12 protein-coding genes are annotated in these 13,771 nt (G+C 74.1%); 2 read left to right on the plus strand and 10 right to left on the minus strand.

Annotated elements, in window-relative coordinates; translation table 11 throughout:
• Nucleotides 1-43: 43 nt before the first annotated feature.
• The 8 genes from ACZ5GH_RS15800 to ACZ5GH_RS15835 all read right to left on the minus strand — a co-directional run bounded on the left by ACZ5GH_RS15800 (nt 44) and on the right by ACZ5GH_RS15835 (nt 7,007).
• Nucleotides 44-2,104 (minus strand): NADH-quinone oxidoreductase subunit 5 family protein, encoded by a 2,061-nt coding sequence (locus ACZ5GH_RS15800; protein ID WP_464334529.1) that lies wholly within the window; start codon nt 2,102-2,104, stop codon nt 44-46.
• Nucleotides 2,101-2,493: an NADH-quinone oxidoreductase subunit NuoK gene (gene nuoK / locus ACZ5GH_RS15805; protein WP_387753103.1), complete on the minus strand. Its 393-nt coding sequence runs from the start codon at nt 2,491-2,493 to the stop codon at nt 2,101-2,103. The genes ACZ5GH_RS15800 and nuoK overlap by 4 nt, the downstream gene beginning before the upstream one ends.
• A complete protein-coding gene (locus tag ACZ5GH_RS15810) occupies nt 2,493-3,239 on the minus strand; it encodes an NADH-quinone oxidoreductase subunit J family protein (protein ID WP_387753101.1) in 747 nt (248 codons plus the stop codon). The genes nuoK and ACZ5GH_RS15810 overlap by 1 nt, the downstream gene beginning before the upstream one ends.
• Nucleotides 3,236-3,853, minus strand: coding sequence for a NuoI/complex I 23 kDa subunit family protein (locus tag ACZ5GH_RS15815; RefSeq protein WP_387753098.1), 618 nt, complete (start codon nt 3,851-3,853; stop codon nt 3,236-3,238). The genes ACZ5GH_RS15810 and ACZ5GH_RS15815 overlap by 4 nt, the downstream gene beginning before the upstream one ends.
• A gap of 73 nt (nt 3,854-3,926) precedes the next feature.
• Nucleotides 3,927-4,886 (minus strand): NADH-quinone oxidoreductase subunit NuoH, encoded by a 960-nt coding sequence (gene nuoH, locus ACZ5GH_RS15820; protein ID WP_464334530.1) that lies wholly within the window; start codon nt 4,884-4,886, stop codon nt 3,927-3,929.
• The gene (locus tag ACZ5GH_RS15825; RefSeq protein WP_464334531.1) at nt 4,883-5,953 is read right to left on the minus strand and encodes an NADH-quinone oxidoreductase subunit C; all 1,071 of its coding nucleotides are present in this window, start codon (nt 5,951-5,953) and stop codon (nt 4,883-4,885) included. The genes nuoH and ACZ5GH_RS15825 overlap by 4 nt, the downstream gene beginning before the upstream one ends.
• Complete coding sequence (locus ACZ5GH_RS15830; protein ID WP_387753090.1) at nt 5,950-6,600, minus strand: NADH-quinone oxidoreductase subunit B; 651 nt, start codon at nt 6,598-6,600, stop codon at nt 5,950-5,952. The genes ACZ5GH_RS15825 and ACZ5GH_RS15830 overlap by 4 nt, the downstream gene beginning before the upstream one ends.
• A complete protein-coding gene (locus ACZ5GH_RS15835) occupies nt 6,591-7,007 on the minus strand; it encodes an NADH-quinone oxidoreductase subunit A (RefSeq protein WP_387753087.1) in 417 nt (138 codons plus the stop codon). The genes ACZ5GH_RS15830 and ACZ5GH_RS15835 overlap by 10 nt, the downstream gene beginning before the upstream one ends.
• A 341-nt stretch (nt 7,008-7,348) precedes the next feature.
• Between ACZ5GH_RS15835 and ACZ5GH_RS15840 the strand changes: the two genes are divergently transcribed.
• The gene (locus ACZ5GH_RS15840; RefSeq protein WP_387753219.1) at nt 7,349-8,518 is read left to right on the plus strand and encodes a sensor histidine kinase; all 1,170 of its coding nucleotides are present in this window, start codon (nt 7,349-7,351) and stop codon (nt 8,516-8,518) included.
• A 187-nt stretch (nt 8,519-8,705) separates the two neighbouring features.
• On the opposite strand, the gene ACZ5GH_RS15845 is transcribed toward ACZ5GH_RS15840, so the two are convergent.
• Entirely contained in the window at nt 8,706-9,833 is a 1,128-nt protein-coding gene (locus ACZ5GH_RS15845; RefSeq protein WP_387753216.1) for a S1C family serine protease, read from the minus strand.
• Nucleotides 9,834-10,009: 176 nt separating this feature from the next.
• Here ACZ5GH_RS15845 and galE point away from each other — a divergent pair, with 176 nt between their 5' ends.
• On the plus strand, nt 10,010-10,996 hold the full coding sequence (gene galE / locus ACZ5GH_RS15850; protein ID WP_387753084.1) for a UDP-glucose 4-epimerase GalE: 987 nt from the start codon (nt 10,010-10,012) through the stop codon (nt 10,994-10,996).
• Between the two features lie 37 nt (nt 10,997-11,033).
• Here the strand turns inward: galE and ACZ5GH_RS15855 are convergent, their stop codons facing one another.
• A complete protein-coding gene (locus ACZ5GH_RS15855; protein WP_387753081.1) occupies nt 11,034-13,427 on the minus strand; it encodes an outer membrane protein assembly factor BamB family protein in 2,394 nt (797 codons plus the stop codon).
• Nucleotides 13,428-13,771 lie beyond the last annotated feature (344 nt).

A 13,771-nucleotide genomic window follows, 5' to 3' on the forward strand; every position in this document is an offset into this window, starting at 1 on the left:
CAGCAGCGGTCGAGGGGACGGAGGTGGAGGACAGCAGCACCGGCTACACCGCCACCAGGACGGCCAGCAGGACGACGACGGCCAGCAGGGCGCTGAGGTACGTCTGCGCGTTTCCGGTCTGCGCCAGCCGGACGGCCCGGCCGAGCAGGTTGGCGCCCGCTCCGCTGCCGCGCACGTAGGTCTCGACGACCTCGCGGTCGAGGAAGCGGACCAGCTTGGCGGCGGCGGCCACCGGGCGGACGAACAGCGCGTGGTACAGCCGGTCGACGCCGAAGCCGTGCCGGGCCGGGCCGAACAGCGGGCCGAGCAGGGTGCGCCCGGGGTCGGCGACGATCACCTCGGCGGCCGGGCTCCCGGCCTGCCCGGGCACCCGGCCCGTGCCGGCCGGGTCCGGACGGCCGGTGCCCAGCCGGGCGGTCGCCGAGCGCCAGGCGCCGTACGCGGCGAGCACGCCGACCACGGCGAGCCCGGTCCCGGTGACGGCGGTGACCGCGGAGGGCCGCAGCGAGCCGCCGTCCAGCAGCGCGGGCAGCCAGTCCGAGCGCAGGCCGGCGACGCCGAAGCCCATGGTCGGCACGGCCAGCACCCACAGCGGCCAGCGCATCGCGGGCGGCTCGGCGGCGGCCGGGTCGGCCTCGTCGAGCTCGGGCGAGTACGGCGCCCCGGCCTCGTGGTCGGCCACGACGGTGCCCCGGTCGGCGGCGGGCAGCACCTTGGGTGCGGCCGCGGCGGCACCGGCCGGGCTGTGGAAGGCCAGCAGGAAGAGCCGGGTCGCGTACGCGGCGGTGAGCAGCGCGGTCAGCCCGGCGGAGATCAGCACGATCCACCCGGCCGCCTGCGGCACCGCCGAGGCCGGGCCGAGGCCGTTGGTCAGCGCCTCGCCGTTGGCGGCGTGCTCGGCGGCGGTCAGCACCGCCTCCTTGCTGAAGAAGCCGGCGAACGGCGGCAGCCCGACCAGGGCGACCAGTGCGATGCCCATCGTCCAGTAGGCGTCCGGCACCCGCCGGCGCAGCCCCGGGATGCGGGACATCGCGGAGATCGAGTTGGTGTGGGCGGCGTGGATCACCACACCGGCGGCCAGGAACAGCAGCGCCTTGAACGCGCCGTGGCTGACCAGGTGGAAGACCGAGGCCTCGCGGTCCCCGCTCGCCAGCGCTCCGGCCATGTAGCCGAGCTGGCCGACGGTGGAGTAGGCGAGCACCCGCTTGAGGTCGTCCTGGGCGAGCGCGCAGAGCGCCGAGCCGATCATCGTCACGGCGGCCATCACCGCGAGCACGACCAGCGCCGCGCCCGACAGCAGGAACACCGGCAGCAGCCGGGCGACCAGGTAGATGCCGGCCGCGACCATGGTGGCGGCGTGGATCAGCGCGGAGACCGGGGTCGGGCCGGCCATCGCGTCGGGGAGCCAGGTGTGCAGCGGGAACTGCGCGCTCTTGCCGGCCACGCCGGCGAGCAGCAGCAGCGCGGTCAGCGTCGGGTGCCCGAGCCGGCCGTCGGCCGCGGCCGCCAGCACGTCCGGGACGCGGAAGCTGCCGGCGTCCGCGCCGAGCAGGAAGATCCCGAACAGGAACGGCACGTCACCGAGCTTGGTGACCAGGAAGGCCTTCAGCGAGGCCGAACGGGCGTCCGCGGTCTCCCAGTGGTGGCCGATCAGGAAGTACGAGCACAGGCCCATCACCTCCCAGCCGACCAGCAGCACGATCAGGTCGCCCGAGTAGACCACCAGGAACATCGCCGCGGTGAACAGCGAGACCAGCGCCGCGTACGAGGGGTAGCGCGGGTCCTCCTTGAGGTACGCCGTCGAGTAGACCTGGACGCAGGTGGCGACCAGGCCGACCAGCACCGAGATCAGCGAGCTGAAGCCGTCCAGGTGGAGGGCGAGCGCGATGTCCGGTCCGCCGGTCGGGGTGAGCCGGGTGGCGGCGTCCAGGGTCTGGCCGGTGCCCAGCTGGAGGGCGACCACCAGGGCGAGCACCGCCGAGACGGCCACCGGGACGATCGCCAGCGGTCGGGCCAGCCCGGGCGCCTTCCTGCCGACGGCCAGGGTCGCGGCGGCGCCGAGCGCGGGCAGCGTCGGGACGAGTACGGGCAGGGCGAGGTTCATGCGGTGGCCCGGCCCTTCAGTGCCCCGGCTCCGGCCGGTGCCTCGGCGTCGACCGGCGGCTCCTCCACGGCGAGCGCCTCGGCCGGGTCGCCGAGCGCGGTGGCCCGGTCGATGTCCGCGGTCCCCCGGGCCCGGAACAGCAGCAGGACGATGGCGAGCCCCAGGCCGATCTCGGCGGCGGCGACGGTGATGGTGAACAGGGTGAGCGCCTGCCCGGCGTGCAGCGAGTCCCGCAGCCAGGCGTCGAAGGCGACCAGGTTGAGGTTGACGGCGTTGAGCATCAGCTCGACGGACATCAGCACCAGGACGGCGTTGCGCCGGGCGAGCACGCCGTACACGCCGACGCTGAACAGCAGCGCGGCGAGGACGGCGGGGTAGGCGAGGTGCATCAGCTCTCCTCCGTCACGGGCGTGGACGGCGCGGTCGGCTCGGACGCGGTCGTGGACGACGCGGGCGCGGACGGCTCGGGCGCAGGCGTGGACGGCTTGGGCGCGGACGCGGCGACCGTCCCGTTGGAGCCGACCGGCCGCCCGGCGCGCAGCCTGCCCGCCCGGGGCGCCGGCACCCGCCGCTTGGAGCCGCGCGACAGCACGATCGCGCCGACCAGCGCCGCCAGCAGCAGCACCGACAGCGCCTCGAAGGGCAGCACCCAGTGCCGGAACAGGCTGGCCCCGGTGACGGCGGCCGAGCCGCCGCCCTGCCCGAGGTCGATCCAGGAGGTCCGGAAGGCGTCGACCACCAGCGTGACCAGCGTCCCGGCCGAGGCCAGCGCCACGACCAGGGCCACCCAGCGGTTCTTGGAGTCGGCGTCCGGCGAGCGCCCGATCGGCGCCTTGGTGAGCATCAGCCCGAACAGCACCAGGACGACCACCGAGCCGAGGTAGATCAGCACCTGCACCCAGGCGATGAACTCGGCCGTGAGCAGCAGGAACTCCACCGCCAGCCCGCCGAGCGCGACCACCAGCCAGAGCGCCGCGTGCACCAGCTGCCGGGTGGTCACGGAGACCACGGCCGAGCCGAGCACGGCGATGCCGACCAGCAGGAAGACGATCTCCTGCCCGGTCGGGGAGAGGAACGAACGGGCGGCCGGCTCCAACGAACCGGTCGCCGCGAGGAGCGTGGCTGCGGAACTCATGCGTCGTCGCCCTTCTCCTCGACGGCAGCGGCCTCGGCAGCGGCGGTCTCAGCGGCGGCAGTCTCAGCGGCAGCGGCCTCGGCAGCGGCCGCCGCGGCGGCCACCAGCTTGTCCGCCGCCTTGCGCGCGGTGGCGATCTCCTTGGGCTCCTCGGCCGCCGGGTCCAGCGCCGGCGGCGCCGGGACGGTCCACATCCACTCGCGGAGCTTCTCCCGCTCGTGGGTCAGCTCGTGGATGTCGGTCTCCGCGTACTCGAACTCCGGCGACCAGAACAGCGCGTCGAAGGGGCAGACCTCGATGCAGATCCCGCAGTACATGCAGAGCGAGAAGTCGATGGCGAACCGGTCCAGCACGTTGCGGGTGCGGGCCCGGGCGTTCGGCTCGGCGGCCGGCAGCGTCTCCTTGTGGGAGTCGATGTAGATGCACCAGTCCGGGCACTCGCGCGCGCAGAGCATGCACACCGTGCAGTTCTCCTCCAGCAGCGCGATGACGCCGCGCGAACGCGGCGGCAGCACCGGCTGCACGTCGGGGTACTGCGCGGTGACGCTCTTCCTCGTCATCGTCCGCAGCGTCACCGCCAGGCCCTTGGCCAGGCCGGCACCGGGGAAACTCATGCGCCCACCTCGCTGTGCTCGGCGGGGGCGTTCGCCCGTACCCGCCTGACGATGATCCGCTCGCTTCGCCCGCTCATGAGATCGCCACCTTGATGATGCCGGTGAGGGCCAGCTGGACCAGCGCGAGCGGGATCAGCACCGTCCACGCGAAGCGCATCAGCTGGTCCTCGCGCAGCCGCGGGTAGGTGACCCGCAGCCAGATGACCACGAAGGCCAGCGCGAAGGTCTTGAGGATCATCCAGAGCCAGCCGAGCTGGTCCGGCAGCGGTCCGTGCCAGCCGCCCAGGAAGAGCACCGCGGTCAGCGCGGACACCACCAGGATGCCCACGTACTCGGACAGCAGGAACAGGGCGAACCGCAGACCGGTGTACTCGGTGTACGCGCCGAAGATGATCTCCGAGTCGGCGATCGGCATGTCGAAGGGCGGGCGCTGGAGCTCCGCCAGACCGGCCGTGAAGAAGACGAACGCGCCGATGATCTGCCAGGGCAGCCAGTACCACTCCCAGGCGTCCACGATCCCGGGCAGCGACAGGGTGCCGGCGGCCATCGCCACCGAGGCCGCCGCCAGCACCATCGGCAGCTCGTACGACATCAGCTGCGCGGCCGTGCGCAGGCCGCCGAGCAGCGAGAACTTGTTCGCGGAGGCCCAGCCGGCCATCAGCTTGCCGATCACGCCGACGCCCATCACGGCCAGCACGAAGAACAGGCCGGCGTCGACCGCCTGGCCGACGAAGCCGTTCGGCCCGACCGGGATCGCCAGCAGCACGAAGAGGTACGGCAGCAGCGAGACGGCGGGCGCCAGCTGGAAGATCCGGCGGTCCGCCCCGGCCGGGACGATGTCCTCCTTCTGCGCGAACTTCACGCCGTCCGCGACGAGCTGCGCCCAGCCGTGGAAGCCGCCCGCGTACATCGGGCCGAGCCGGCCCTGCATGTGCGCCATGACCTTGTGCTCGGTCTGGCCGATGACCAGCGGGAAGACCAGGAAGACGACGAGGGTGGCGACGCAGCGCAGCACCGTGTCGAGCAGGTTCACGCGCCCTCTCCGTCCTGGTCGGCCGGTCCGGCCGGGGTCTCGTCCTTCTGCTCGCCCGGCTTCGGCTCGCCCGGGCGGCCGTCCGACGGCTCCTCGTCGTGGGCGGGCACCGGGTTGTGCCAGGGCGCGTCGGAGGAGCGGGGCGCGTCGGCGGGCCGGGGCCGTACGGGGGCCGCGGGCTCGGCCGACGGCTCTCCGGCCGCATGGCCGGCCGTCTGGCTGGCCGAGCCCTCGGACACCGACCGGGTCCGCCGCGGCCGGTCCGCCCGCACCGGCGGGGCACCCTCGGCCGCGGGAGCGGCCGGAGCGGCGGGCGCCTCGGCACCCGCCTGGCTCGCCGATCCCTCCGACACCGACCGGGTCCGCCGCGGCCGGTCCGCCCGCACCGGGGCACCGCCCTCGCCGGCGGCAGCCGCACCGGCGGCCGCTGCCGCCCGGGGCGTCCGCGCCGCCGCACCCGCCGCCCGCGCACCGCGCGCGGGCCGCTCGGCGACCGGCGGCAGGGTGCCCTTGAGCGGCCCCCACTCGTTCGGGTCCGGCACACCGGCCGGCTGCATCTTGCGCCGGGCCGGCCCGCCGCCGTGGTCGGACTCGCCCGGCTCCTTGGCGCCCGGCCAGTCCTTGGCGACCCGGGCCGCGAGCACGAACTCCTTGCGCAGCGGGTGCCCCTCGAAGCCGTCCGGCAGCAGCAGGGTGGCCAGGTAGGGGTGCCCGGGGAAGTCGATGCCGAACATCTCGTGGGTCTCGCGCTCGTGCCAGGCGGCCCCCGCGTACACCGGGACGGCGGTCGGCAGCGCGGCCCCGTCGCGCGGCACCCGGGTGCGCAGCGCGAGGTGCCGCACGCCCGGCGCCTCGACGGCGGCCAGGTGGGCGACCACGGAGAAGCCCTCGGCGAGTTCGTCGACGGCGCTCAGCCAGTCGAAGAAGCCCAGGCCCAGGACGTCCCGGGCGTTGGTGAGCGCCTCGGTCCAGTGCTCGGCCGGGACGTCGACGGTGATCAGCCCGTACGCCTCGGCGCCGGTCGCCCACTCCCCGACCGACGCCGCGTACTGCTCGGCGGACGTCACGAGGCCCCTCCCTCGGTCCGGGCGCCGTTCGACGGCCCGGCCACCAGCGGGCGGCGCAGGGCAGCCGCGGGCGCGGTGTAGCGGTCCGGCAGGGACTCGGCGGCGATCTTCTCCTGGAGCTTGAGGATGCCCTGGAGCAGCGCCTCCGGCCGCGGCGGGCAGCCGGGCACGTAGACGTCCACCGGGATGATCTGGTCCACGCCCTTGGTGACCGAGTACGAGTCCCAGTACGGGCCGCCCGAGTTGGAGCAGGCGCCGAAGGAGATGACGTACTTCGGCTCGGGCATCTGCTCGTAGAGGCGCTTCACGGCGGGCGCCATCTTGTCGGTGACCGTCCCGGAGACGATCATCAGATCAGCCTGACGGGGTCCGGGGGCGAACGGGATCACACCCATCCGGATGAAGTCGTGCTTGGCCATGGACGCGGCGATGAACTCGATCGCGCAGCAGGCCAGGCCGAAGTTGAAGCACCAGAGGCTGTAGCGGCGGCCCCAGTTGAGCACCACCTTGACCGGGTCCGGCGCGAGCCGGGCCAGCGGGCCGATGCCGCGGCGCTCGACGGCGCCGGGGCGCGCCGGGTCCGGCAGGCCGAGCGGGACGGGGCCGCCCTGAGCACCGTCGTGCGAGTGGGAGTGCGTCACGTCCATTCCAGAACGCCCTTCTTCCAGGCGTAGAGCAACCCGACCGCGAGGAAGCCGATGAACAGGAACATCTCGATCAGCGTTCCGGCGCCGTACCCGGCGGAGGCGAAGACGGTCGCCCAGGGGAACAGGTAGATCGCGTCGACCGCGAAGATCACGTACAGGAAGGCGTACACGTAGTAGCGGATCTGGGTGTGCGCCCAGTCCTCGCCCACCGGGTCCACCCCGCACTCGTAGGCGAGGAGTTTCTCGGGCGAGTACACCACGGGCCGCAGCAGCCGGTTGGCGGTGAACGCCACGGCGACGAAGAGCACCCCGACGACGGCCAGCAGGCCCATCGCGGCGTACGCGTCGAAGTAGCCGCTGCCGACCGCCGGGTCGGCCGCGGCCACCGCCGCGTGCTTCCCCTCCATGCCTTCGCCTCCACCTCGGCCGTGAACCCACCCTCAGGACAGTTCTACGACGTTTACTCTCACAGGCCTAACGCCGGCCAAAGCGTGAGTCTAAGGGGACCGCTCCGCTCCGCCCGAACCCTGCCCGATCCGCAAGACGACCGGTGGACACCCTGTCGGACGTCCGGCGGCCGGGCCCGGGGGTGGGGTTAACCCCCGGCCGGGAAGATGTATCACCCCCATGGCATCCACCGCCCCCGGTTCGGGAAGCTTGGTCCAGCCGCACGACGAAGTAGGGACGGTAGATCCGGATGAAGCCGCTGCACCGCGCCGTGGACGCCATCAAGGAGCAGGACGCTCGGATGGAGCGCCCGCCGCTGTACGGCACGAGGATGTGGCACCAGGCCGGCCGACTGCTGTTCAACCTGCCGCTCGGCATGTTCGGCTTCCTGGTGGCCGTCAGCACGCTGTCGGTCGGCCTGGGCCTGTCGATCACCGTGATCGGCCTGCCGCTGCTGGCCGGCGGGCTGGCCGCCTCGCGCTCCCTGGGCGCGCTGGGCCGGCAGCGGGCGCGGGCGGCGTACGGCTCCGAGATCGACGAGCCGGAGCCGGTGAAGCCGCGCCGCCCGGGCGTGGTCGGCTACACCATCGCCCAGCTCACCGACCTGCTGAACTGGCGTTCGGCGCTCTACAACGTGCTGATGCTGCCCTGGGGCGTGCTCAGCTTCGCGCTGACCCTGGTCTCGGTGATCGCGCTCTGGCCGGTGCTGCCGTGGGTGGTCCGCGGGCTCGCCGCGGTCGACCGCATCCTGATCGAGTCGCTGCTCTTCCCGGGCGCCCTGGCCGAGCGGGTGCGCGAGCTGGAGGACGACCGCGGCATGGTGGTCGACACCGCCGCCGCCGACCTGCGCCGGATCGAGCGCGACCTGCACGACGGGGCCCAGGCCCGGCTGGTCGCGCTGGCGATGGACCTCGGCATGGCCAAGGAGCGCCTGCGCGAGGTGGAGAGCGAGGACGACATGGCGGCCGCCACCCGGATGGTCGACAACGCCCACGGCGAGGTGAAGCTGGCCCTCCAGGAGCTGCGCGACCTGGCCCGCGGCATCCACCCGGCGGTGCTCACCGACCGCGGCCTGGACGCCGCGCTGTCCTCGGTCGCCGCCCGCTGCACCGTGCCCGGCGGGGTCCGGGTGAACGTCGACCTGGCCGGCCCGGACGGGCAGCCCGAGCGCCCGGACTCGGCGGTCGAGGGCATCGCCTACTTCACCGTCAGCGAGCTGCTGACCAACGTCTCCAAGCACGCCGGCGCCCGCTCCGCCTCGGTCGAGGTCTGGCGCTCGGAGGACCAGCTGATGGTGCTGGTCCAGGACGACGGCAAGGGCGGCGCGGCCCCCTACCCGGGCAGCGGGCTGGGCGGACTGGCCGAGCGGATCCGCGCGGTGGACGGGGTCTTCCTGGTGGACAGCCCCGAGGGCGGGCCGACCACCGTCACCGTCGAGCTGCCCTGGCGCACCCGCACCGCCCGCCGCTGACCCCGCCCGCGCAGGGCACCGCACCGGACGGCACCGCACCGGACGACCGGTGACGGACGGCAGGGCGCCGGGACCTCGTCGGGACTGGGACGAGGTCCCGGCGCCGTTCCGGTACGACACCCGACCCGCTGAACCCTTGCGCGGCGTGCGGCCCGGCGTCCCCGTACCGGGGTCGGAGTGGTGCCGGCTAGGGGGCCCGCAGTTCGCCGAGGGTGACCTCGGCGGTCTTGGTGGCGCCGTCCCGGGTGTAGGTGACGGTGACCTTGCTGCCCGGGGTGAGCGAGGCGAGCGCGGTGGTGAGCGCGTTCAGCGAGTCCACCTGGGTGTCGTCGATCCTGGTGATCACGTCACCGGCCTGGAGCCCCGCCGAGGCGGCCGCGCCGCCCGCGGTGACCGCCACGATGACCGCGCCGGCCGGCTGGAACTGCTGGTTGAAGCTGGTCCGGGCGGTGACGCCGAGCGCGGCCCGGCCGGAGTTGGTGACCTTGCCCTGCTTGATCAGCTGGTCGGCGATGTTGGTGATGGTGCTGGCCGGGATGGCGAAGCCGATGCCGGGGGCGGCCGAGCCGTTGGTCTGCGGCTCGGTCGCGGCGAGCGTGTTGATGCCGATCACCTTGCTGTCCAGGTCCACCAGCGCGCCGCCGCTGTTGCCCGGGTTGATCGCCGCCGAGGTCTGCACCATGTTGCCGATGGTGGCGCCCGGCGAGCCGGGGCCCTGGGGCTCGGTGACGGTCCGCCCGGTGGCCGAGACGATGCCCTGGGTGACGCTGCTGGAGAGCCCCAGCGGGCTGCCCATGGCGAGGGTGATCTGGCCGAGCTGGACCTTGCCCGAGTCGCCGAAGCTGGCCGGCCGCAGCCCGCTCGGCGGCTTGCTCAGCCGGATCACCGCGAGGTCGGAGTCGGGGTAGCTGCCGACCAGCTCGGCGTCCAGCGTGGTGGTGCTGTTGGCGAGGGTCACCGTGAAGGTCTTCGCGGAGCCGATCACGTGGGCGTTGGTGACGATGTCGCCCTTGTCGTCGTAGACGATCCCGGAGCCGAGGCTGTCGCCGGTGGTGATCTGCACCACGGAGGGCAGCACGTCGGCGATCACCCTCTGGTAGGCCTCCTGCAGCTGCGTCGCGCCGTTCGACTGGCCGGGCGCGGCCTGGGTGGCGCCGGGGGCCGAGGACGAGGTGGTGGCGGCGACGGCGGCCGGGGAGGAGGAGCCGCTGCTGCAGCCGGCCAGCGCCAGCGCGGCCGCCGCCGCGACCGCGACCGCCCCCGGCAGCCGCCCGTACGACGCCCTCGGCCGGGGCCGCCGCGGGCCGGCGGGCAGGGTGCGGGTGTGTTCCTTGCGACGGCTCACCTGGCTGCCTCCGGTTCGTCACCACGCCGGGCGGGCGCGGGCATGAGTACACGGAAATCGTTGTCAGCTTTCCACCGTTTTGTCCGCTTCGCGGCCCCGACTCGCCCGAACGTGACGATCGAATCCGACCGCCTAGGATCTGCCACATGACTTGGTTGATCACCGGCGGTGCCGGATACATCGGCGGACATGTCGTCCGACAGCTGCTCGACGCCGGGGAGCGCGTCGCCGTCCTGGACGACCTCAGCACCGGCGACGCCTCCCGGCTGCCGGCCGGCGTCCCCCTGATCGAGGGCTCCACCCTGGACCGCGCCGTCCTGGACGCCGCGATCCGCGAGCACGGCGTCGAGGGCGTCCTGCACTTCGCCGCCAAGAAGCAGGTCGGCGAGTCCGTCGAGCAGCCCTTCCTGTACTACCGCGAGAACGTGATCGGCCTCCAGACCGTCCTGGAGGCCGCCGCCGAGGGCGGGGTGAAGCGCTTCCTCTTCTCCTCCTCCGCCGCGGTCTACGGCATGCCGGACGTCGACCTGGTCACCGAGTCCACGCCCTGCGACCCGATGAGCCCGTACGGCGAGACCAAGCTGGCCGGCGAGTGGCTGGTCGCCGCGGCCGGCAAGGCCTACGGCATGTCCACCGTGGCCCTGCGCTACTTCAACGTGGCCGGCGCCGCCTCCCCCGAGCTCTCCGACGCCGGGGTGTTCAACCTGATCCCGATGGTCTTCGAGCGGCTCACCGCCGGCCAGGCGCCGCGGATCTTCGGCGACGACTACCCGACCCCGGACGGCACCTGCGTCCGTGACTTCATCCACGTCTCCGACATCGCCTCGGCGCACGTGGCGGCCGCCAAGCGGATGGCCGCCGATCCGGCCGGCGCGACCTCCCTGGTGCTGAACATCGGCCGCGGCGAGGGCGTCAGCGTCAAGGAGATGCTGGAGGTGATCGGCAAGGTCACCGGCTACGACACCACCGCCGAGGTGACCCCGCGCCGGGCCGGCGACCCGGCCCGGGTGGTGGCCTCCGCCGACCTGATCCACCGCGAGCTGGGCTGGACCGCCCGGCACGACGTGACGGAGATGGTCTCCTCCGCGTGGGACGGCTGGTGCAGCCGCCACCCCGGGGCCCGCAGGGCCTGATCCGACGGCGCCGGTCCGGCGGTGTCCGCCCCGCGGTTCAGCGGGCGGGCACCGCCGTGCCGTAGAAGGCGTCCAGCGCGTACACGCAGCGGTCCTTGGAGCCGACGAAGACCCGGCCGCCGACCGCCACCGGGGAGCCGGTGAGCTCGCCCTTGGTGCCGAGCTCCCAGCGCAGCTGACCGCTCGCCAGGTCCAGGGTGTGCAGCGAGTGGTCCCGGCTGCCCAGGTGGACCAGGCCGTCGGCGACCGCCGGGGAGCCGACGATCTCGCCGCGGGCGGTGTAGCGCCAGCGCTCCCGGCCGGTGGCCGCCTCGAAGGCGTACAGCACCTCGCCGTTGCCGACCAGCACCATGCCGTCCGAGACCACCACCGGGTCGGCGCCCTGGCGGCGGCCGGTGACCCCGCGCCAGCGGTCCAGTCCGGTGGCCGCGTCCAGCGCGTAGACCGTGCCCAGGTAGTCCGCCACGTAGACCGCGTCGGCGTCCAGGGCGGGCGGGGTGAACAGCACGACCGGGGCCTCGAAGCGCCAGCGCTCGGCCCCGCTGGCCGCGTCCAGCGCGTACACCCGGGTGCCGGCCGACACGTACAGCACGCCGCCGCGCTCGACCGGGTGCGAGGGCACGTCCTCGCCGACCGGGAAGGACCAGCGCAGGCCCGCGCCGCGCGGGTCGACGCAGCGCAGCCGCCCGCCGCCGTAGTAGTAGGCGGCGCCGCCCACCAGGACCGGGCCGGACTGCGGGTTCTCGTAGTCCTGCTGGGCGTCGTCGGCGCGCCACAGCTCGGCGCCGTTGGCGGCCGAGCGGAGCTGGACGCCGCCGCCCCTGATGCCGCAGCAGAGCACGCCGTCGGCGGCGGAGAGCGAGTAGACCCAGCCGTCCAGCGAGGTGCGCCAGCGCTCGGTGCCGTCAGCGGAGTCGACGGTGTACAGGTGCGGGCCGTCCGCGGCGTGCACCCGGCCGGAGTCCACCGCGAGCGCCCAGGCGACGTCCCGGGTCTTGTAGCGGCGCTCGCCGGAGCCGATGTCCAGCGCGTGCACCTCGAAGCTGGAGACGAAGAGCGTGCCGTCGGCGACCACCGGGGTGCCCCAGACGTCGTTGGACATCCGGAACCGCCAGGGGCGCCAGCGGGCGGCCGGGACCGGCGGGGGCGGCGGGGTGGGGGCCGCCCGGCGGACCCAGTCGGTCGCGGCCGGGGCGGTGCTCGGACCGGGCTGCTCGTGCTCGGCCCGCGGCCCCGGGCCTATCCGCACCGAGGCACCGGACAGCTGCACCTCGACGGCGCCGCCGCCGGTCGGCGCGCGGTGCCTGTTCGGGGCGGCGAGCTTCGCGGTCGGGATCTCGGTGTCGGAGCCGTGGCCCGGCAGCGGCGCGGCGTGCACCGGACCGGCCGGCGGCTGCGCGTGCCGCCCGCCCGGGTTGGTGCGCGGGTCGGCCGGTCCGAGGTGCTGCGACGGGACGTGCGAGGGCGGCGCCTGCGGGTGCGCGGGCGGCTGCGGCGGCTGGGCCGGGCCGGCCGGCGGGCGCGACGGCGGGGCGGCCGGCCGGCGGCCCCGCTTGCGCTCGATCAGCTCCAGCGCGTTGGCCGGCAGCCAGTCCCCGGCCTCGCCGGAGGCGTCGTCCCGGGAGAAGAGGTGCGGGGCCAGCTCGGTCTGGATCTGCGCCGGGGTGGGCCGGCGCTCGGGGGCCTGCTGCATGCAGGCGCGCACCAGGTCCATCAGCTCGGGCGCCATGCCGGTCAGGTCCGGCTCCTCGCGCAGCAGCTGGAACACCGTCTCGACCGGGTTGGAGCCCCGGTAGGGCGGGTGCCCGGTGGCGCAGAAGACCATCAGCGAGCCGAGCGAGAAGACGTCGCTGGCGCCGCGGACGGTCCGGCTGTCCCTGGCCTGCTCGGGGGACATGTAGGCGGGAGTGCCGACCGCGACGTTGGTCATGGTGAGCCGGGTGCTGGACACCCCGGCCGCGATGCCGAAGTCGATCACCTTCGGGCCGTCCTCGACCACCAGGACGTTGGAGGGCTTGAGGTCGCGGTGGATCAGCCCGGCCGCGTGGATGGACTGGAGGGCCTCCGCGATGCCGGCGACCAGCCAGCGGGTGGCCTCCACCGGCAGCGGGCCGCACTCCTCGACCAGGTCCTCCAGCGAGGGCGCCGGGATGTACGCGGTGGCCAGCCAGGGCACCCGGGCGTCCGCGTCCGCGTCCACCACGGCCGCCGTGTAGAAGCCGCCGACCGTCTTGGCCGCCGCGATCTCCCGGGCGAAGCGGACCCGGAACAGCTCGTCCTCGGCCAGCTCACCCCGCACGGTCTTGATGGCCACCCGTCGCCCCGACGCGGAACGCGCCAGGTAGACCAGCCCCATCCCACCCGCGCCGAGCCGCCCCAGCACCTCGAAGGGCCCGATCCGCCTCGGATCGTGCGCCGTCAGCTGGTCCACTCCGCTGCCACCTCCCCGTTGTCCGCACCCGCCGCGTGGTGCCGGACCCGATTCTCCAATGCCGCCCCGCGCATATCCAACCTCCCCCACCCGCCGGAGCCCGCCGTCCGGGCCCGGACGGCACCCCGGACGGCCCTCTGACCAGCGCGGACGGAACGGCTGGATCCTGACGCCCGCTCCGCAGGCGGCTTGCGCGCGGAGCCCCGGACCGTCCACCGCCGAACCGTCACGCTCTGTCACCCGATCACCCCTCAGCGGACTCGCCGTCACGCTGTGAGGTCAAAGGCACACGGGGGGGCTTCAACAGGGGCGTCGAAGCCCGGTGAATATCCGTCCGAAGTGGT

The sequence above is a fragment of the Kitasatospora sp. Xyl93 genome, from assembly GCF_055383135.1.

Coding starts and splice junctions, on each gene's coding strand:
- galE (WP_387753084.1), top strand. CDS start 10,010: ATGACTTGGTTGATCACCGGCGGTGCCGGATACATCGGCGGACATGTC.
- ACZ5GH_RS15810 (WP_387753101.1), bottom strand. CDS start 3,239: ATGAGTTCCGCAGCCACGCTCCTCGCGGCGACCGGTTCGTTGGAGCCG.
- ACZ5GH_RS15830 (WP_387753090.1), bottom strand. CDS start 6,600: ATGGACGTGACGCACTCCCACTCGCACGACGGTGCTCAGGGCGGCCCC.
- nuoK (WP_387753103.1), bottom strand. CDS start 2,493: ATGCACCTCGCCTACCCCGCCGTCCTCGCCGCGCTGCTGTTCAGCGTC.
- ACZ5GH_RS15815 (WP_387753098.1), bottom strand. CDS start 3,853: ATGAGTTTCCCCGGTGCCGGCCTGGCCAAGGGCCTGGCGGTGACGCTG.
- ACZ5GH_RS15835 (WP_387753087.1), bottom strand. CDS start 7,007: ATGGAGGGGAAGCACGCGGCGGTGGCCGCGGCCGACCCGGCGGTCGGC.
- ACZ5GH_RS15840 (WP_387753219.1), top strand. CDS start 7,349: ATGGAGCGCCCGCCGCTGTACGGCACGAGGATGTGGCACCAGGCCGGC.
- ACZ5GH_RS15800 (WP_464334529.1), bottom strand. CDS start 2,104: ATGAACCTCGCCCTGCCCGTACTCGTCCCGACGCTGCCCGCGCTCGGC.